Below are 19527 nucleotides of genomic sequence, written 5' to 3' on the forward strand. Positions count from 1 at the left end.
AATGGAGTGTTCCTCATGCAGATTTCAAAACCCGGTGTTTCGCGCACCCGCCAAGTGGTGGCGGCGGTGATCGGCAACGCGCTGGAATGGTATGACTTCATCGTTTACGGCTTTTTGGCCAGCATCATCGCCCGGCAGTTTTTCCCCTCGGAAGATGAATACGCTTCGTTGCTGATGGCCCTGGCGACGTTTGGCGTGGGCTTTTTCATGCGCCCGGTGGGCGGCATCCTGTTGGGTATCTACTCGGACCGCAAAGGCCGCAAGGCGGCGATGCAGCTGATTATCCGGCTGATGACGGTGTCCATCGCGCTGATCGCCTTTGCGCCCAATTACGCCGCCATCGGCATGGGCGCGCCGTTGCTGATCGTGGTGGCGCGCATGCTCCAGGGCTTTGCTACTGGCGGTGAATACGCGAGTGCCACGGCGTTTCTGGTGGAGAGTGCACCGGCCCATCGCAAGGGCTTGTATGGCTCCTGGCAATTGGTGGGGCAGTGCCTGGCGGTGTTTGGTGGTGCGGCGATGGTGGCGCTGGTCACGCATTTCTTCTCGCCGCAGACCCTCGACCTGTGGGGCTGGCGCGTGCCGTTTGTGCTGGGCTTGCTGATCGGTCCGGTGGGGCTGTGGATTCGTCGGCACATGGAAGACCCGGAAGAATTCATCGAGGCACGCAGGCTGGCCACTGGCCCGGCGCCGAGCTTGATGGATGTAATCCGTGAGCATCGGCGCAGCATCCTCGTATCCATGGGCCTGGCCTGCGGGGCGACGGTGTCGTTCTACGTGGTGCTGGTGAATATGCCGACCTTCGCCCACAAAAGCCTCGGCTTGCCGCTGGACCAAGTGCTGATGGTGCAGATGTTTGCGGTGGCGCTGATGACCGTGGTGATTCCGCTCTCCGGCCTGCTTTCGGATCGCCTGGGGCGGCGGCCGGTGTTGATGGCTTTTACCCTGGCGTTCTTCGTGATGGTCTACCCGTTGTATGTGTGGGTGGCGGCCGCGCCGTCGATCGAGCGCTTGCTGGTGATGCAAGTAATGCTGTGCACGGCCATCGGCGGCTTCTTCGGCCCCGCGCCGACGGCATTGGCCGAGCAGTTTCCCATCGAGGTGCGCTCGACCGGCGTGTCGGTGGCCTATAACGTGGCGGTGATGGTGTTCGGCGGCTTTGCGCCGTTGATCGTGACGTGGCTGACCAAGGTGTTGGGCACGCCGGTGGCGCCGTCGTTTTACGTGTTGTTCGCTTGCGTGCTGACGCTGCTGGGCACTTACTGCATGCATGAGGCCCCACGGGCGAAGAAGCCGCTGCCGTTTTCGAGTGAGGTGAAGCCTTGAGCATTGTTGATTGGAATGCGACTGAGCTGTCGCGGGCGATTCATGCGCGGGACGTGTCGTGTGAAGACGTCATGCAGGCGTACCTGGCGCAGATCCAGCGGTTCAACCCCCGCGTGAATGCCCTGGTGTCACTGCGCGACGCCGATGACGTGCTGGCCGAGGCCCGGGCCTGTGATCGCGAACTGGACCAAGGCCAATCGCGCGGCTGGATGCACGGCATGCCCCAGGCAATCAAAGACCTGGCGGCCACCCAGGGCTTGCGCACCACCTTGGGCTCGCCGTTGTTTGCCGAGCATGTACCCAGCGAAGATGCCATCAGCGTGGCGCGCGTGCGCGCGAGCGGCGCGATCATTATCGGCAAGACCAACGTACCGGAGTTCGGCCTCGGTTCGCAGACCTACAACACCCTGTTCGGCACCACCGGCAACGCCTATGACCCACGCCGGGTGGCGGGCGGCAGCAGCGGCGGGGCGGCGGTGGCCCTGGCGCTGCGCATGCTGCCGGTGGCCGACGGCAGCGACATGATGGGCTCGCTGCGCAACCCGGCGGCATTCAACAATGTGTTCGGCCTGCGCCCGTCGCAGGGGCGCGTACCTCACGGGCCGATGCCGGAAGTGTTCGTGCAGCAACTGGGCACTGAAGGTCCGATGGGCCGCAGTGTTACGGATGTGGCGCGGCTGTTGAGTATCCAGGCCGGTTACGACCCTCGGGTGCCGTTGTCTTCCAAGGACGACCCGACGGTCTTGGGCCAACCCTTGCAGCGCGACTTCAACGGCGCGCGCCTCGGCTGGCTGGGGGATTACAACGGCTACTTGCCGATGGACAACGGCGTGCTGAGCCTGTGCGAATCGGCCCTCGGTGATTTCGCCGCGTTGGGTTGCGAAGTGCAAAGCTGCCAGCCGGAATTTTCCATGGCGCGTCTTTGGCGCAGTTGGCTGGTGCACCGCCATTGGCTGGTGCACGGCAATCTTGGCGCGGCCTACGCCAACCCGCAAAAACGCGCGTTGCTCAAACCCGAGGCGCAATGGGAAGTGGAGGGCGGCCTGGGCTTGAGTGCCCAGCAGGTGTATCAGGCGTCGGTGGATCGCAGTGAGTGGTATCGCGCCCTGGCCAAGCTGTTCGAGCGTTACGATTTCCTGCTGTTGCCCACCGCTCAAGTGTTCCCTTTCGATGCACAACAGGCGTGGCCGCGCCTCGTTGGCGGGCGTGAAATGGACACCTATCACCGTTGGATGGAAGTGGTGATCGGGCCGACGCTCGCCGGTTTGCCGAGCATGAGCGTGCCGGTGGGTTTCAGCCCTGGCGGCTTGCCCATGGGCTTGCAGATTATCGGCCCGGCCCAGGCAGATCGGGCGGTGCTGCAATTGGCTTACGCCCATGAACAGTTGACGCAATGGGTGCAGCGTCGGCCGCCGGCGTGCCTCCAATCGGGTGATTGACGCGCAACCGGGCCTGTATCTTGCTGTGAAAAATGATCATCTACCGGCAACAAGGAGATCGAACATGGGCAGCAACGCCGAGACAGGCACGGTACGGTCGGTTGAGCGCGCACTGGCGATTGTCGAATTGCTCGGTGAGCACCAGGCGTTGGGGCTGGAGGAGCTGCATTACCTGACGCGCCTGCCCAAGGCCACCGTGTCGCGCATGTTGCTGACCCTGCAAGAGCAGGGTTGGGTCTATCGCGGCCTGAGCGACCGCCGTTATCGCCTGCGTGCCCAGCGCTTGTTCGGCGACACTCAGCAACGCTTCAAGCGCCAGGTGGTGGAAAGCGCCGCGCCCTGGTTGCTTGAACTCAGTGAGCGCACCGGGCTGGTGGTGGATTTATCCTGTTTTGATGGCGAGCGCCTGGAGGTCATGGAAAGCGCGATCCCCAGCGTGCTGCGTAAGCTGTATCCGAACAATTGCCAGATTGTCGGCCAGCACGCCAGCCTGTTTCACTCGGCGATGGGCAAGGCGTGCCTGACGCAATTGCCCGCCGAAGAGGTGCAACGCCTGGCGGGCCGCGATCATGTGGCGGCCGATGAGCAATTGCACACCTGCGAGCAAACTCAGCACCAAGGTTTCGGCCAGCGCACCGAAGGTTATTGGGAATACACGGTGCGCCTGCCGTTCCTGATTCGCGCGGTGGCGTTGCCGGTGCAGGCCAATGGGCGGCTGGTCGGCAGCATGGCGTTGCACTGGCCGATGCATCAGGCGCCGGTGGAGCGCGTGTTGAACCTGCACATGGCCAGCCTTGAAGCGACGGTACGTGACGTGCAGCGGGCGCTGGCCTGAAGTACAGAGCGCTGACACACACCACAAAACCAATGTGGGAGCTGGCTTTGTCAGTTACATTGCGCCCGGCACCCGGCACAGTTAAGGTTCGTCCAGGTTTTTACCCCATGAGTCTTTATGTTCAATGTCAAACCCCTGGCCTTCACGCTGCTGACCTGCGCCGCTCTGCCTGCCCACGCCGATTGGTATCTGGATAACGAATCCTCACGCCTGTCGTTCGTCACCACCAAAAACACCGAGATCGCCGAAGTGCATCGTTTCCTGGTGTTGCACGGCAAGGTCGACAGCCGGGGCGCGGCACAGGTGCAAGTGGAGCTTGAGTCGGTCAACAGCGGTATTCCGCTGCGCGATGAGCGGATGCGCAATGACCTGTTCCAGATCAAGGCCTTTCCCGACGCGCTGATCAGTGCGCGGATCAACCTGCAACCGATCAATGATTTGGCCCCCGGCGCGCAAGTGGAATTGCGCCTGCCCCTGAGCGTCACCCTGCATGGCAAGACCCAAACCTACAGCGCCGAGCTGTTGGCTACGCGCCTGGATGACCGGCGTTTCCAGGTGGTGACCCTGGAGCCGGTGGTGTTGCATGCCGAGGATTTCGACTTGGCGCCGGGTGTGGCGGCGTTGCGTAAGGCGGCTGGGCTTAAGTCGATCAGTTTGTCGGTGCCGGTGGGTGCGGTACTGATCTTTACGGCGCGCTGAGATGAGCGGCGCGGTGTTCCCGTGGCGCAGCGCCAACCGTTTCGAGTTACTGATCGACGGGCCAAGCTTCTTCCCGCAGATGCTGGTGGCTATTGCCCGTGCTGAGCAGCAGGTCGACCTGGAGTTGTACCTGGTGGAAGCCGGGGCCTGTGCCGACGCCATGGTGCAGGCGCTGGTGCTGGCGGCCGAGCGTGGCGTACGCGTGCGCTGCCTGTTTGATGATTACGGCAGCCTGGCGTTTACCTTGGGGCTACGTAAACGGCTGACCGACGCGGGTGTGGAGCTGCGTTTTTACAATCGCTTGAGCTGGCGACGCTGGATGCGCAACCTGTACCGCGACCACCGCAAGCTGTTGCTGGTCGACCAGCGCATCGCCGTGGTGGGCGGAACCGGCGTGACGGATGAGTTCTGGACGCCAGGGCAAGATACGGCGGAGTGGCATGAAGTGATGGTGCAAATCAGCGGCCCCTTGGTGCTGGATTGGCAAGCGTTGTTCGACCGCCAATGGCACGCCAACGCGGCACGCCGGGAGTGGAAGCCCGCTACCCATTTCGGTTTGCCGCGCCTGCCCAAGGTGCCGGCGACCGGGCCTGGCCTGGGGCGCGTCGCGTATGCCGACGCCCGTCAGCACCGCGATATTTTGCAGTCGCTGATTCGCGCCTTGAACAGCAGCCAGCACCGCATCTGGCTGGCCACGCCGTATTTTCTGCCGACCTGGAGCGTGCGCCGTGCCTTGCGCCGCGCAGCCGGGCGCGGTGTGGATGTGCGTTTGCTGCTGACTGGCCCGCGCACCGATCACCCGTCCGTGCGCTACGCCGGCCACCGTTACTACCCGCGTCTGCTGCGCGCGGGCGTGCAGATCTTTGAATACCAGCCGTGCTTTCTGCACCTGAAAATGGTGTTGGTGGATGATTGGGTCAGCGTTGGCTCGTGCAATTTTGACCACTGGAATTTGCGCTTCAACCTGGAAGCCAATCTGGAAGCATTGGACCCTGAATTGACGCTGGCCGTGGCGGGCAGTTTCGAACGTGATTTTGCCCAGAGCCAGGCGGTGAGCCTGGAGGCGTGGAAGTCGCGGCCGTTGTGGCGGCGGGTGAAGCAGCGGGTGTGGGGCTGGATTGATCGCTTGGTGGTGAATCTGTTGGATCGGCGGGGGTAACGCCCCCGCCTTTTTTCGATTAGAACTGCAGCGAATACTGCGCGGTGATGCTTTGGTCGCGCGTGCGTTCACCGCGCTGTTGGCTGAAGCCGAAGTCCAACGTGCTGTCGCGGGTCAGGCGTGCGGTAGCCCCCAACTCCAGGCGGGTGCTGAGGCGATCCAGCGGCGCGCCGCTGACACTCATTACTCGCCCACCGTCCCAGGCTGCCTGGGTGGTGGGTTGCAGGTCGCCGCTGGCATGGGTGTAGGCCAGGCCGCCGCGCACGCTCAACCACGACGGGCCGATCTGCGCCTTGCCCAGGTCGAGGTTGACGCGCACACCACCGGTGGTCAGGTTGACGTTTTCCTTCGAACGCTTGCCCTTCAGTGCGGCCATGCCGCCGCGTTCCTTGAAGCCTTCGCTGCGCTGTTGCACATTGGCCAGTTGCAGGTATGGCTGCCAGTCCCAGAAGTCGTGGCTGAACTTATAGTTCGCTTCGGCAAACGTCTGCACGGTGCGGCTGGCGTACTTGGCGGTCAGGCGGTTCTCGACGCCGGGGAAGCTGACGCGGCGTTTTGTCTCGATCTCATGTTGCGCATACGCGATGCCGCCATACAGCCCGAACGCGTCCCACGTGTGGCCTGCGTGCAGGGCCAATTGGTAAGTGTCGACACTGGCTTTGCCTCGAGAGCCGGCCTTCACGTCAGTGCGGCCGCTGCCGGCCACCACGCCCAGGCGGGTGCCTTGTTCCAGCGTGTGATCGAACCCAAGCAGCAGGCCTGTGGTGCTGTGGGCGGTGCGCGAGGTGCCGCTGTCGCCTTCGAGTTGCCCGGATTGACGCGGCAGTTGCACCCAGACGCCTTGGTTTTTGGCGTCGAGTGCGGCGGTGCGGCGGTCTTGCGCCAGACGCTGACGGTCGAGTGCGGCCTGGCGCACTACGCGGCTGTTTTCGATCAGCACCGCTTGGGTGCTGGCATGCAATTCGCCGCTCAGTTGGTCCAGGGCCGAAGGTGCCTGCTCGGGAAACAGCGCGGTCAGGCGCTGCAGCATTGGGGAGGGCAGGGTTTCAGTGTCGGCAGCATTGGCGACGGCGCGCTGATTGGCAGTCTGCGCTGCCGATGCCAATGACCGGCCACGGCCGAACTCCACCAGCAAAGCGTTGCCCTGCTTGACCTGGGAGACGCTGAGGAAGGGCGAGAACTCGCGGCGGTCAATCGAGGCAAACTCGCCATTCAACGCACCCTGGGCCTGGAGGATGCTGTAGCGCTGGCCCAGGTAATAGCTGTTGGGTTGCGCGCTCAGGTACAGCGAGCCACCGTTGATCGATGCCTGGTTTTGCACCTGCAATTTTGCCGGCGCTGCCGGGCTGGCCAGCCCGGTCATCAGGGTTGAGCCGGCGGCTTGTGTGTAGTTGCCCTCGACGGCCAGGGAACCGTTCAGGCGCAGAACGCCACCGTCGACGTTGACGTCGCCCTTGAGCTGGTTGATGCCGTCCAGCTCCAGCACACCTTGCTTGAGCGTAGCCCCGGCGAAGCTGTTATTGCCGCTGAGGCGCAGCCAGCCGATGCCGGTTTTTTCCAGGCGGCCGGGGCCGCTGATATCGTTGCGCCAATCGTCCCAGGCACCGCCTTGCCAGACAATCGCGCCACCGGCAGGGCGGTCCATGTTCACCGAAGTGTCGACGCGCAATTGGCCGGGGCCGTCGATGGCTTTTTTCAGGTTCATCAGGCCCCAGCCGTAGACGTCGTCTACGCCTGGCTCACCGAGGTCGGTGGCGGTGGTGAGCAATATGTCGCGGATTTGCGGGTTGTCGAGGTAGGGGAAGCGTTGCATCAGCAGGGCCAGGCCGCCGGTGACGTGGGGGGCGGCGATGGAGGTGCCGGAGCCTGTCGCATAACCGAACTCGGCTTTATCGCCTGTCACTTCGAAACCGTCGACATCCCCATCGTTGTTGAAGTGGTTTGAGGTGTTTACGGTGCCTGTGACCCACGAGGAGGTGATATCCGTTCCAGGCGCAGCCAGGCACCAGTCTTTGCTGAAGCCGCAACGGTAGGAAACATTGCTCAAGGTCAGGTCTTTATTCAAGTTGACGACGGTCAACCAATACGGTTCCAACTGCGCAATGGCACGTGGCAGGCTGGGATGATGTCCGGGAATGGGTGCCGTTTGAGGGGTGGCGTTAATTGTCGGTGAATTGCCTGCTGACCATACTTGCAGCATTCCATACTTGATCGCATTTTCTGCGATGGCTTTGAGCTCTTCATAATGTGGAAGCTCCGTTTGGCTTAATAAAAAGTCCAATTCGGCTTCATTCGCAGGCGTCAGCGGGTGCCCCCAACTGTGATTGACGACACGTACATTCTGTTTATGCATTTCTGCGTAGGTAATGTCGATCGCATCCGCTGTCGCGGCGGGACCGTTCAATTTGTCCGTCAGGGAGGCGGGACCTCCAAGGTAGCTATTATTGAATCTGCGCACTGCACTCAAATTGGCCGCATAGGCCACACCATGGACCCCATTACCTTCGCGATTGGCGAGCGCTGTGCCGGCAACGAAAGTGCCATGGGGGTCGTACCGAGCACCCACCTCTTTGAGGTAAGCCTCAAGTTGGTCTCGGGTGAGGGTGCCGTCGGCAACGAGCTCCTCAAGGATTGGCAATGCTTCGGGCAATATGTCGACGAGATTCACTGCCGAACGATCGCCCTCGGTGTAGAAGCAGCCACCTGCCAATATTGTTCCACTTGCGCATCCGGGGTCTGCCAGGCGCACGCCGTAATTGGGCTTCCCCGCAAACTCGCTATGGCGCAGGTCGGTTCCCGTGTCGTAAACCCCCATTCGTATCCCTGCGCCACTCAACCCTCTTGCATAAGCGTAATCAGCACCAATTGCGCCCAACCCCCAGTTATTCTTGAATTCTTGACTGCGCCAACTTGCTGCGTCATGCAACCGGCCTTGTTCGACATAGCTTGCTGCTTCTACGGGCATGCCCGACAGGCAGCCGAGCACGCAGAGGGCGATTGCATTTCGTTTTAACGAAGATTGAACGGGCGCTTTTTTGGCTGCCGCTGGGGCGTTTTTCGTGGGTGACATAGTTCACACACACCTGCAAAAAATTGGGCTGACAGGTTGTGTGATAGGCGCGGAGGGTGATGTAGGACTTGGCTTGAATGGGTTGTGGAAAGTTAACTTTTTGCTGACGCAGGCATGCCAGTACGCAAGCCCCCTCTACCAAAGAAGAGGGGGCTGCACGTATTACAACAACTCGAACGTCTGCTGCTGCACATCCTGGGAGTCCAGGCCGATCTGCACATTGAACTCGCCCGGTTCCGCGGCGAACTTGAGCTGGGTGTTGTAGAACTTCAAGTCTTCCTCGGTGATGGTGAAGTGCAACGTGCGCTCTTCACCGGCCTTGAGCATGACCTTCTGGAAGTTCTTCAGCTCCTTGATCGGGCGGATCATCGAGCCGGCCACGTCCTGGATATACAGCTGCACCACGGTTTCGCCATCGACCTTGCCGGTGTTTTTCAGCGTGACGCTGGCGTCGAGCTTGCCGGTCTTGTTCAGCGTGGTGGACGACAGCGCCATGTCCGACAGGCTGAACGTGGTGTAGCTCAGGCCATAGCCGAACGGAAACAGCGGCCCGGTGGTGTCATCGAAGTATTGCGAGGTGTAGTTGCCCGGCTTGCCAGGGGTGAACGGCCGGCCGATGGTCAGGTGGTTGTAGTAGGTGGGAATCTGCCCAACCGAGCGTGGGAAGGTGATCGGCAGCTTGCCCGATGGGTTGTAGTCACCGAACAGCACGTCGGCGATGGCGTTGCCGCCTTCGGTGCCGGCGAACCAGGTTTCGAGGATCGCGTCGGCCTGTTGGTTCTCATCCACAATCGACAGTGGACGGCCGTTCATCAACACCAGCACCAGCGGTTTACCGGTGGCTTTCAAGGCCTTGATCAGGTCGCGCTGGCTTTGCGGGATGTTCAGGTCGGTGCGGCTCGAGGATTCGTGGGACATGCCACGGGACTCGCCCACGGCAGCCACCACCACGTCGGCGTCCTTCGCGGCTTTTACCGCTTCATCAATCAGCACCTGCGGCGGGCGGGTGTCATCCACCACTTCCGGCGCATCGAAGTTGAGGAAGTTGAGGTAATCGACCACGGCCTTGTCGTTGGTGATGTTAGCGCCACGCGCGTAGATCACTTTGCCTTTTTCGCCGATCACTGCGTTGAGACCGTCGAGCAGGGTCACCGATTGCGCCGGTCTGCCGGCGGCGGCCCAGCTGCCCATCATGTCGATCGGTGCCTTGGCCAGCGGGCCGACCAATGCGATGGTCGCGGTTTTTTTCAGCGGCAGGGTGTTGTTCTGGTTTTTCAGCAGCACCAGGCTGCGGCGCGCGATATCCCGTGCGTCGCTACGGTGCAGGCGGCTCTCGGCATACGTGTCGGCCGGGTCATCCTCGGCCTTGCCGATGCGCAGGTACGGGTCTTTGAACAGGCCCATGTCGTACTTGGCGCCGAGCACTTCGCGCACGGCGTTGTCGATGTCGCTTTGCTCGATCTCGCCGGACTTGAGCAGGCCCGGTAATTCCTTGCCGTACAGCGAGTCGTTCATGCTCATGTCGATGCCAGCCTTGATCGCCAGCTTGGCGGCTTCGCGCCCATCCTTGGCCACGCCGTGCTTGATCAGCTCGAAGATCGCGCCATGGTCGCTGACGGCCAGGCCTTTGAAGCCCCAGTCTTTGCGCAGCAAGTCGTTCATCAGCCAGGTGTTGGCGGTGGCGGGCACGCCGTTGATCGAGTTCAACGCCACCATCACGCCGCCGGCACCGGCCTTGATCGCCGCGTGGTAGGGCGGCAAGTAGTCCTGGTACATCTTGACCGGGCTCATGTCGACCACGTTGTAGTCGCGGCCGCCTTCCACCGCGCCATACAGGGCGAAGTGCTTGACGCTGGCCATGATGCTGTCGGCGTTGGCCGGGCTTGCGCCCTGGAACGCCTTGACCATCACTTCGGCAATGCGCGACGTCAGGTACGTGTCTTCGCCAAAACCCTCGGAGGTACGGCCCCAGCGCGGGTCGCGGGAGATGTCGACCATCGGCGCAAAGGTGATGTCGAGGCTGTCGGCGGCGGCTTCCTGGGCGGCGATGCGCCCGGACCGGCCGATGGCGTCCATGTCCCAGCTGGAGGCCAGGGCCAGGCTGATCGGGAAGATCGTACGGTGGCCGTGGATCACGTCATAGGCGAAGAACATCGGGATCTTCAACCGGCTGCGCATGGCCGCGTCCTGCATCGGACGGTTTTCCGGGCGGGTGATCGAGTTGAAGGTGCCGCCGATGCGGCCGGCGGCGATTTCCTTGCGGATCATCTCGCGGGGCATTTCGGGGCCGATGCTGATCAGGCGCAATTGGCCGATCTTTTCATCCAGGGTCATCTGCTTGAGCAGGTCGCTGACAAAGGCGTCCTTGTCTTTAAGCGCAGCAGGCTTTGTTTCTGCCCATACGGGGTGAGTGGCCAGCGTGGCAACAAGGCCGAGCAAACACAGCTTCTTCATGAATATCCTTTTTCGGCTCACTGCACAGCAAAAATGCGCTGTTCTGCCAAAATGTGGGGAACATATGTTGTTGTTCGAGTGTTATTGCAGTAAATGCACGACACTTGTGAACTCTTATTCGCGCTGGGCATCTTTTTAGCTGATTGGCTCAATGCAATCCAGTGGTGGCGGCGGATTATGCCCCAAGCGCGTGGTTTAAAGGGTTAGTCGTCAACTTCCATCAAGTTTGGGCAGGAGAAACACCATGCAAGCAGCACAACATTACCGCTGGGGCTTCAAGGCCGCAGCTTTGCTACTGATCAGCAGCGTGCTGAGCGGTTGCGGCATCAATACTATTCCGACCCTGGATGAACAGGCCAAGGCGGCCTGGGGCCAAGTGCAGAACCAATACCAGCGACGTGCCGACCTGATCCCCAACCTGGTGGAAGTGGTCAAGGGCTACGCGGCCCATGAGCAAGACACCCTCACCGCGGTGATTGAAGCGCGGGCCAAGGCCACCTCGATCCAGGTGGATGCCAGCACCCTCGACAACCCGGAAAAACTCAAGCAGTTCCAGCAAGCCCAGGATGGCCTGAGCGGTGCCCTCAGCCGCTTGATGGTGGTGTCCGAGCGCTACCCGGACCTGAAAGCCAACCAGAACTTCCTGGCCCTGCAGTCCCAACTTGAAGGCACGGAAAACCGTATTGCCGTGGCCCGTCGTGACTTTATCCAGGCGGTGCAGGCGTACAACACTGAAATCCGTACCTTCCCAGGCCGTCTGTGGCATAGCGTTATGTACAGCGACTTGCCGATCCGCGCCACGTTTGAGGCCACCAGTGCCGACGCCGATAAAGCGCCGCAAGTGAAGTTCAAATAAGGCTTCTCTGAGGTGTCGATGCGTTTATTACGGATAGGCTTGGCGCTGTGGTTGCTGGCCTGCGTCGGTGCGGCCCAGGCCGCGCTGACGTTCCCGCCATTGACCGGACGGGTGGTGGACACCGCCCAGATGATCGACCCGGCGGTACGTGCGCAGATTACCCAGCAATTGCAGGCGCTGGAGCAAACCTCGGGCGACCAGATCGTGGTGGTCACCGTGCCCGACCTGCAAGGCGTGCCTATTGAGGACTACGGTTACCAATTGGGTCGCCAGTGGGGCATCGGCCAGAAAGGCAAGGACAACGGTGCGTTGTTGATCGTCGCCCGCGATGAGCACAAATTGCGCATCGAAGTCGGCTATGGCCTTGAAGGTGTGCTGACCGATGCGCAGTCGTGGGTGATCATCAACCAGGTGATCGCGCCCAAGTTCAAGGCCGGTAATTTCAGCCAGGGCATCAGCGACGGCGTTGCGGCGATGGTGCAGGTGGTGGGCGGCGAGCCGCTGGCGGTGCCCGCCCATGTGGCGGATGCGAATTTCGCCAAGGATAACCCTGGGTTCTCCATCGGCTTGTTCATTCTGCTGATTGGCGTGTTGTGGCTGTGCAATCGCCTGGGCCTGCCGGTTGGCGCTATTTTGCTGGCTATTCTCAGCAGCAGTGGGCGCGGTGGCGGCGGGGGAGGCGGCGGTGGTGGCTTCAGAGGCGGCGGCGGTGGTTTCGGCGGCGGTGGTGCCTCAGGTGGCTGGTAATGAAGTGCGGCGGGTAATGACAATAACTAGAAAGGGGCATCTACAACCATGGCATTACTGAGTGAGCACGAGCAGCGCCAAGTCGCCGAAGCGATTGCCCGCGTCGAAAAAACCACCGACGCCGAACTGGTGACGGTGTTGGCGGCCCGTGCCGACGATTACGCCTACATCCCGCTGCTGTGGGCCAGCCTGATTGCCCTGGTGGTGCCCGGCGTGGTGCATTACTTGTCGGGCTACCTGACCATGTACACCTTGCTGTTGGCGCAGTGGGCGACGTTTATCGTGCTGTGCCTGGTGTTTCGTCTGCCCAAGGTCACCACTCGCTTGATCCCGCGTTCGGTGCGGCATTGGCGCGCGTCCAACCTGGCACGTCGGCAGTTTCTGGAGCAGAACCTGCACCACACGGTGGGCGGTACGGGCGTGCTGATTTTTGTCAGTGAGGCGGAGCGCTATGTGGAAATCCTGGTGGACGAGGGTATTTCCAAACGGCTGGATAACAGCAGTTGGGATGGCATCGTCAAGGCGTTTACCCAGCAGGTGAAACAAGGGCAGACGTTGGCGGGGTTTATTGCGTGTATTGAGGCGTGTGGCGAGTTGCTGAAGGTGCATGTGCCGGTGACTCAAACGCGTAATGAATTGCCCAATCGCCTGGTCGTACTCGAATAACCTGGGCCACACACGACCAAAATGTGGGAGCGGGCTTGCTCGCGAAAGCGGTGGATCAATCGCCGAGTGTGTTGGCTGACACTCCGCCTTCGCGAGCAAGCCCGCTCCCACATTGGGTTCTGCGGTTGCCGTTAGATTTGACCGTTGATCAAATAACCCCGTGCCCTTAACCACTATCCCCCCTAAAATGCCCGGCATTCCCAGCCCGAGGCGTTTTTGTTCATGTCTGCCACCGCTCAACCTGCCCGCCCTGCGCCGGATCATCACGCCCAGTTCATTGAACTGCTGAGCGCAAGCCTGGCGCAGCATGCGTTTATCAAGCTGGTGCTGGCCAAGTACGTTGGTGAGGAAGCCGAGCTGCAACGGCTGATCATCAAGCAGGTAGAGGTCAAGGAGCAGCCGTGCCTGTCCTTTGTCTACCGCTACAAGACCCGTGACATCACCAAGAACTTGCCCCTGGCCGACGGCGTGGCAACGATTGCCGAGTTGCTGCCCGCGTCGTTCAAGAACGCGCACTTGCTGTCGCTGACCGACGAAGCCCAGCTGGAATACAGCAAGAAGAACAAAAGCTCGTTGTTCAAAAGCAAGCCACAGCAACTGCGTGAGGCGCCATCCGCCGAGCACAACCGTGAGAAAAATCGCTTCCTCGACCTGAGCCGGCCGTTCCTGGCTGACCTTGGCGTAACGGATGCCAAGCAGGCGCTGATCCCGTCGATGTCGCGCAAGTGGAAGCAGATCAACAAGTTCATCGAAGTGTTCAGCCATGCGTTGACGTCGTCGCCGCTTAAGCTGGACCAGCCGGTACGCGTCGCCGACTTTGGTTCGGGCAAGGGTTACCTGACCTTCGCTATTCACGATTACCTGCGCAACACCCTCAAGGCCGAGGGCGAAGTGACCGGCGTGGAACTGCGCGAAGACATGGTGACCCTGTGCAACACCGCCGCCGCCCGCCTGGAACACCCGGGGCTGGTGTTCAAGTGCGGTGACGTGCGCAGTGTGGCGCCCAGTGACTTGGACGTGATGATCGCGCTGCATGCCTGTGACATTGCGACCGATTACGCGATCCACACCGGCATCCGCTCCGGCGCGTCGATCATCATGTGCTCGCCGTGCTGCCACAAACAGATTCGCCTGCAGATCCAGAGCCCGGCGCTGCTCAAGCCGATGCTGCAATACGGCCTGCACCTGGGCCAGCAGGCGGAAATGCTCACCGACAGCTTGCGCGCGTTGTACCTCGAAGCCTGCGGTTATGAAACCAAAGTGTTCGAGTTCATCTCGTTGGAACATACCAACAAGAACAAGATGATCCTCGCGGTCAAGCGCAAAGAGCCGTTGGACAATGCGCAGTTGCTGGAGAAAATTCAGGCGCTGAAGGCGTTCTACCAGATCAGCGAGCACTGCCTGGAAACCTTGCTACGCACGGATGGGCTCTTGAACTGAACACAGACCCCACATTAGATTGAGCCAGCCTTTACTATTGGCGCAGGCTGCACCGCGGTCTTGCGCCCCAGCATCACCGTCACGATCACACCACAGGCAAACAGCCAGGTAATCGGCTCGATATGTTCACCAAAGAACAACGCCGAAAATGCGATGGTGAAGAAGATCTGCAGCAGCTGAATCTGGCTGACCCGGGCAATCCCGCCCATGGCCAACCCGGCGTACCAGGCGAAGAATCCCAGGAACTGCGAGAACAGCGACACATAACCGAACGCCCACCAGGTGCGCATGGAAATCGCGCCTTGGTGCTGCGCCGCCAAGTACCACACCGGGCCGATCAACAGCGGCGTCGACAGCACCAGCGCCCAGCAGATCACCTGCCAGCCGCCCATCTCCTTGGCTAACCGGCCGCCTTCGGCGTAGCCCAGGCCACCCACGGCAATCGCGCCGAGCATCAACAAATCACCCGCCTGGATACTGCCGGCGCCGCTGATCAACGCGTAACTCAACACCAATGCACTGCCCAGCGCCGCACAGGCCCAGAAGGCTTTGGATGGCCGCTCGTGGGACAGCCATGCCGCGTACAGCGCCACGCACAGTGGCTGCAGGCCGTTGACCAACGCGCCATGGGAGGCCGGCAAGGTTTGCATGGCCCAGGCCGAGAGCACCGGGAAGCCGAGGATCACGCCTGCGATCACCAGGCACAAACCGCGCACTTGCCGCCAGGTTGGCCAGCGCTCGCGGCGCCACAGCAACAGCGCCGCCGCCGGGACTGCCGCGAACAAGGCGCGGCCCAGGCCGTTGAGCAATGGGTGGATTTCTTGCACGACGATGCGGGTGAAGGGCAGGGTCAGGCTGAAGATGATGACGCCCAGCAGGCCGAGGGCCATGCCGGTGTTTTCGCGCGAACTCATGATGGGGACCGAAACTAGAGGGCTTCAAGGGAAGCCCATCTAGCCACAACCCCCTGCAATTGGGGGCCTACAGATGTGTGCGGATTTATCCGTACAGTTGAGGTCGTGTGGGAGCTGGCTTGCCTGCGATGGCCATGGGTATCTACACATCTTTTTATGGGTTGGGTGCTGTGGTTGTCGTGGGGGGCGCTGGGTACATATCCGTTATTTGGGTGATGGCTTGGATTGGTTCCGCTCTTACAGCGGGTCACTTTTGAAAAGAGCCCAAAAGTAACCAAAAGGCTCTTGCCCCACCACTCGGCACCTCGCCTCCGGCTCGGTGTGCCCTCACACAGGCTTTGGAGCGGGGGCCGCCGCGATGGGCCATCCTTGGCCCAGCGCGGCTAAACCGGCGTCCTGCCGGTTTACCCCCGCTCCAAAGCCTGCGTTCGGCCAGCGTGGTTGACGGGGCGCCTAAGATCAAAATCAAGATCAAGATCTACAGCACGGCGGCCTAGTAGCCGACCTGAGTGGTTAGATCAAAAGCGAAAGCGAGGCGGCCTGACAGCCGACCTGTTTACTGAAGCTGAACTCGGTTGAATTGTGGGAGGGGCGGTGCGACGGTTCGACTTGCTCCCGATGGCAGTGTATCAGTCAGCTTATTTGTAACTGGCCCACCGCATTCGCGAGCAAGCCCGCTCCCACATTTTGAGCTCAGTACATCAGGTAGATGTGTGTACTCGGTCAAATGTGGGAGCTGGCTTGCCTGCGAAAGCATCACCTGGGTATGCCTGATGTACCGAGGTGTCTGCATCGCAGGCAAGCCAGCTCCCACAGAAAAGCAGCTCTGCTTCTGCCCTGTTTTTGCCCTGCTTTTGCTTCAACCACTCAGGTCGGCTACTAGGCCGCCGTGCTCTTGCTTTTGATCTTGATCTGACAGGCCCCGTTAACCACGATGGCCGAACGCAGGCTTGAATCCGTGGGTAACCCGGCAGGACGCCGGGTTAGCCGCGCTGGGCCAAGGATGGCCCATCGCGGCGGCCCACGGATTCAAGCCTGCGTGCGGGCATGCCGAGCCTAGGCGAGGCACCGAGTGGTGGGGCAAAGACTTTTTGGTTACTTTTGTGTCTTTACAAAAGTGACCCGCTGTAAGAGCGGAACCCTAAGCCGCCGTTACCGCAGCAACGGATATGTACTCAGTCTACCCAAACCGAGGTGATGCCATCGCAGGCAAGCCAGCTCCCACATTGACCGTGCCAACCTCAGAAGAACCGCGTGACGCTGATCTTCGCATCACGGCCTTTGGTATAGGCCCGATCGCCGCTTAGGGCCGGGCGGAAGTTGTTGTTGAACAGGTTGTCCACGGTGAAGTTCACCTCGGTGCCTTTCAGGTAAGCCTGTTGCGGTTTCCATTTGGCGAACAGGCCTTGGGTGTTGTAGCGCTTGTTACCGTACTGGTCATAGAACAAATCGCCCACGCTGCTGCCCGGGCCGCCGGAGTATTTGTCGCTGGGCAAGCGGTCGGTCGCGCCGATGAACTGGCCCATCCAGCCCACCTGGGCATCCCAGGCCGGAATATTGGTGCCCAGGACCAGCACCCATTTGGTCGGGGGAATATCACGTGCCGCCACGTCCGGGCCCCAGGGGTTGGTGTAGGCGCCTTCGTGGTCACCTTTGGCATAGGCGAACGACACCGAGCCGAACAGGTAGGTGGAGTTGTAGAACGATTCCAGCTCGAAGCCGTTGATGGTCAGGCCGCCGATGTTGCGGTAGTTGGCCATCGCCCCCGGTGGGCAAGCGCTGGAAATCGTGCCGCCATTGATCGCCTGGTTCTGGCAGCCGACGCCGGTGGCCTTGAAGATTTCGTCTTCGACTTTGTTGTGGAACAAGGTGGTGCGCACTTGCAGGTTGTCGTCCTGGGCGATCAGGTTATCGAAGCTGACGACGCTGCCCACGGTGATCGAGGTGATGCGCTCGGGGTCGAGGTCGACGCTGGTGGCGGTGCGGCTGCCCAGGCCTTGCACTTCATACTGTTCGTCGATGACCGGCGCGCGCCAGGTTTTGCTCCAGTTGGCGAACAGCCCCAGGTTCGGCGTGACGTTCCAGAACAGCGCCAGGCGCGGCGACCAACCGGTGTAGGTGCGGTCGCTGTAATCGTGGCCAACGGCCGGGTCGGGGTTGTTGTAGTACGGCGCATCGTTACCTTCGCCGCGGTTGCGCACATGGTCGTAGCGCAGGGACGGCGTGATGGTCACATCGCCCACCGTGACCGCATCCTGGACAAAGAAGCTGTTGGTATCGACCTTGCCGTGAGGCATGAAGCCTGGTTGGAAATGCCCGTAGTTGTAGCGTGCGGTGTTGTAGGTGGAACCGGGCATCCACATTTCGGTTTCGCGGATGTGTTTGCGGATCTGCCCGCCTACGGTCACCGCATGCTGCAAGGGGCCGGTGTCAAACAGGCTGACGTTACGGATGTCGAGGTTCTTGTCGGTGTAGGACGTGTCCATCTGGCGCCCACCCGTAGCCAGCTGGAAAAACGCGGTGGCGTTGCGCTCGTCGGTCTGGTCGGTGTTGGACTGGGAATATTTGACGGTCAGGTCCACCAGCGGGTTGTCCAGGGGCTGGTATTCATACTTGCCCGACCAGGTAGTGTCGACGGTGTCGCGCTGGGCTAAAAAACGCGTCAACGCGCCTTCGTAGCCATAACGGTTGATGTTGGCCTGGGTCGGCGGCGTCGGGTAGCTGGCGGCGGAAAACGGTGTCCAGCGGTTACTGTGAGAGCGCGAGTAAGAAAACCCGACACTGTGTTCATCGGTCAGGTGCGCGTTGACCTTGAACAGCTTGCCGTCCACATCCTGGGCGCTGTTGGGCAGGCGCTGGGGGTTGATCGGGTACTCGTTGTTTTCGTTGGGCAGCTTGGCGGCCACCTTCATGTCGCCGCCGTCGCGTTGGGTCAGGTAGGCCAGGGCGTCGAAGCGGCCGTCGTCGGTGCGGCCATACACGGCACCGCTGTAAACCTGTTCGTGGTCGTTGCTGGAGTAACCGTATTTGAGCATCGCGCCGCTGTTGCGCCCGTCTTTGAGCAGGTCCGGGGCATCCTTGGTGGTCATGTTCACCGTGCCGCCAAAACCGCCGTTGCCGGTAAACGGCGAGTTGGGGCCTTTCTCGACCTCAATGCTCTTGATCAGCTCGGGCTCGATAAACACCGTGCCTTGTTGGTAGCGCTCAAAGCCACTTTTGGTGGCGCCGTCGACGGTAATCGGCACGTCTTCGGCATCGCCGAAACCACGGATATTGATGGTCTGCCCGCCAGGTTTCAGCGAACCGCCCTGGCTCACGCCGGGCAAGGTCTGCAACAGGCTTGGGATGTTATTGGACTGGTAGCGGTCGATGTCGGCCTGGCTCAGGGTGGAGCGGTTGACGGTGCCGGAATCGACCTCGTTACCGGTGCCGATCACGCTGAGCGCGTCCAGCTGGATGGCGCCGCTGTGGTTGGTCTTGCCCTCGTCGGGGCGTACCACGTAGGTGGTGCCGACTTTGATCAGGGTGAACTCGCCGTTTTTCAGCAGGCTGCGAATCGCCACTTCCGGGGTGAAGTCGCCATTGAGTGCCGGCGCTTGCACGTTCTTGAGCAGTGTTTCATCGAACAGCAGCTGGATTTTCGCTTGCTGCGCCACCTGGCTCAGGGACGTGGCCAGCGACTGGGCGGGCAGTTGCAACTTGAACGACTCGGCCTGGGCGCTGAGGCTGAACGCCATGCAGGTGGCAATCAGGGTCGGTCGAAGAAACAGGTGCGAAGCGTGGCAAGGCGCGCGAAACATGAGATCCCCCGGGGTGGCTAAGTAGCCAAAAAGGTGTGCGTATCAAACACAGTCGGGAGGAAGACGGGGCAGGCCAAAAAAACCACACATGCGAATGCAAAATATTCTCAAGTGGGTGGCTG

Annotated in this window: 13 protein-coding genes; 9 read left to right on the forward strand and 4 right to left on the reverse strand. The window is 61.2% G+C overall.

Features of this window, described 5'->3' with window-relative positions:
• Positions 1 to 15: 15 nt before the first annotated feature.
• The 5 genes from ACA065_RS07605 (at position 16) to ACA065_RS07625 (ending at position 5458) form a co-directional block, all read left to right on the forward strand.
• A complete protein-coding gene (locus ACA065_RS07605; protein WP_497693979.1) occupies positions 16 to 1326 on the forward strand; it encodes a citrate-proton symporter in 1311 nt (436 codons plus the stop codon).
• Positions 1323 to 2765, forward strand: coding sequence for an amidase (locus ACA065_RS07610; RefSeq protein WP_497693980.1), 1443 nt, complete (start codon positions 1323 to 1325; stop codon positions 2763 to 2765). The genes ACA065_RS07605 and ACA065_RS07610 overlap by 4 nt, the downstream gene beginning before the upstream one ends.
• Positions 2766 to 2829: 64 nt before the next feature.
• Positions 2830 to 3600 (forward strand): IclR family transcriptional regulator, encoded by a 771-nt coding sequence (locus ACA065_RS07615; RefSeq protein ID WP_497693981.1) that lies wholly within the window; start codon positions 2830 to 2832, stop codon positions 3598 to 3600.
• Positions 3601 to 3717: 117 nt separating this feature from the next.
• Positions 3718 to 4299, forward strand: coding sequence for a YceI family protein (locus tag ACA065_RS07620; protein ID WP_497693982.1), 582 nt, complete (start codon positions 3718 to 3720; stop codon positions 4297 to 4299).
• A 1-nt stretch (position 4300) separates the two neighbouring features.
• Entirely contained in the window at positions 4301 to 5458 is a 1158-nt protein-coding gene (locus ACA065_RS07625; protein ID WP_497693983.1) for a phospholipase D-like domain-containing protein, read from the forward strand.
• Positions 5459 to 5477: 19 nt separating this feature from the next.
• Here the strand turns inward: ACA065_RS07625 and ACA065_RS07630 are convergent, their stop codons facing one another.
• Positions 5478 to 8528 (reverse strand): autotransporter domain-containing protein, encoded by a 3051-nt coding sequence (locus tag ACA065_RS07630; RefSeq protein ID WP_497693984.1) that lies wholly within the window; start codon positions 8526 to 8528, stop codon positions 5478 to 5480.
• A gap of 162 nt (positions 8529 to 8690) precedes the next feature.
• Positions 8691 to 10982 (reverse strand): beta-glucosidase BglX, encoded by a 2292-nt coding sequence (gene bglX, locus ACA065_RS07635; protein ID WP_497693985.1) that lies wholly within the window; start codon positions 10980 to 10982, stop codon positions 8691 to 8693.
• A gap of 244 nt (positions 10983 to 11226) precedes the next feature.
• Here bglX and ACA065_RS07640 point away from each other — a divergent pair, with 244 nt between their 5' ends.
• From ACA065_RS07640 to ACA065_RS07655, 4 genes are all read left to right on the forward strand, one after another.
• Positions 11227 to 11838 (forward strand): LemA family protein, encoded by a 612-nt coding sequence (locus ACA065_RS07640; protein ID WP_497693986.1) that lies wholly within the window; start codon positions 11227 to 11229, stop codon positions 11836 to 11838.
• A gap of 18 nt (positions 11839 to 11856) precedes the next feature.
• Positions 11857 to 12585: a TPM domain-containing protein gene (locus tag ACA065_RS07645; protein WP_497693987.1), complete on the forward strand. Its 729-nt coding sequence runs from the start codon at positions 11857 to 11859 to the stop codon at positions 12583 to 12585.
• A gap of 48 nt (positions 12586 to 12633) precedes the next feature.
• Positions 12634 to 13251: a TPM domain-containing protein gene (locus tag ACA065_RS07650; RefSeq protein WP_497693988.1), complete on the forward strand. Its 618-nt coding sequence runs from the start codon at positions 12634 to 12636 to the stop codon at positions 13249 to 13251.
• Between the two features lie 222 nt (positions 13252 to 13473).
• A complete protein-coding gene (locus tag ACA065_RS07655; RefSeq protein WP_497693989.1) occupies positions 13474 to 14691 on the forward strand; it encodes a class I SAM-dependent methyltransferase in 1218 nt (405 codons plus the stop codon).
• Positions 14692 to 14705: 14 nt separating this feature from the next.
• On the opposite strand, the gene ACA065_RS07660 is transcribed toward ACA065_RS07655, so the two are convergent.
• On the reverse strand, positions 14706 to 15605 hold the full coding sequence (locus tag ACA065_RS07660) for a DMT family transporter (protein ID WP_497693990.1): 900 nt from the start codon (positions 15603 to 15605) through the stop codon (positions 14706 to 14708).
• 1241 nt (positions 15606 to 16846) lie between these two features.
• On the reverse strand, positions 16847 to 19405 hold the full coding sequence (locus ACA065_RS07665) for a TonB-dependent receptor (RefSeq protein ID WP_497693991.1): 2559 nt from the start codon (positions 19403 to 19405) through the stop codon (positions 16847 to 16849).
• Positions 19406 to 19527 lie beyond the last annotated feature (122 nt).

It is taken from the genome of Pseudomonas sp. LBUM1640 (genome assembly GCF_059716225.1).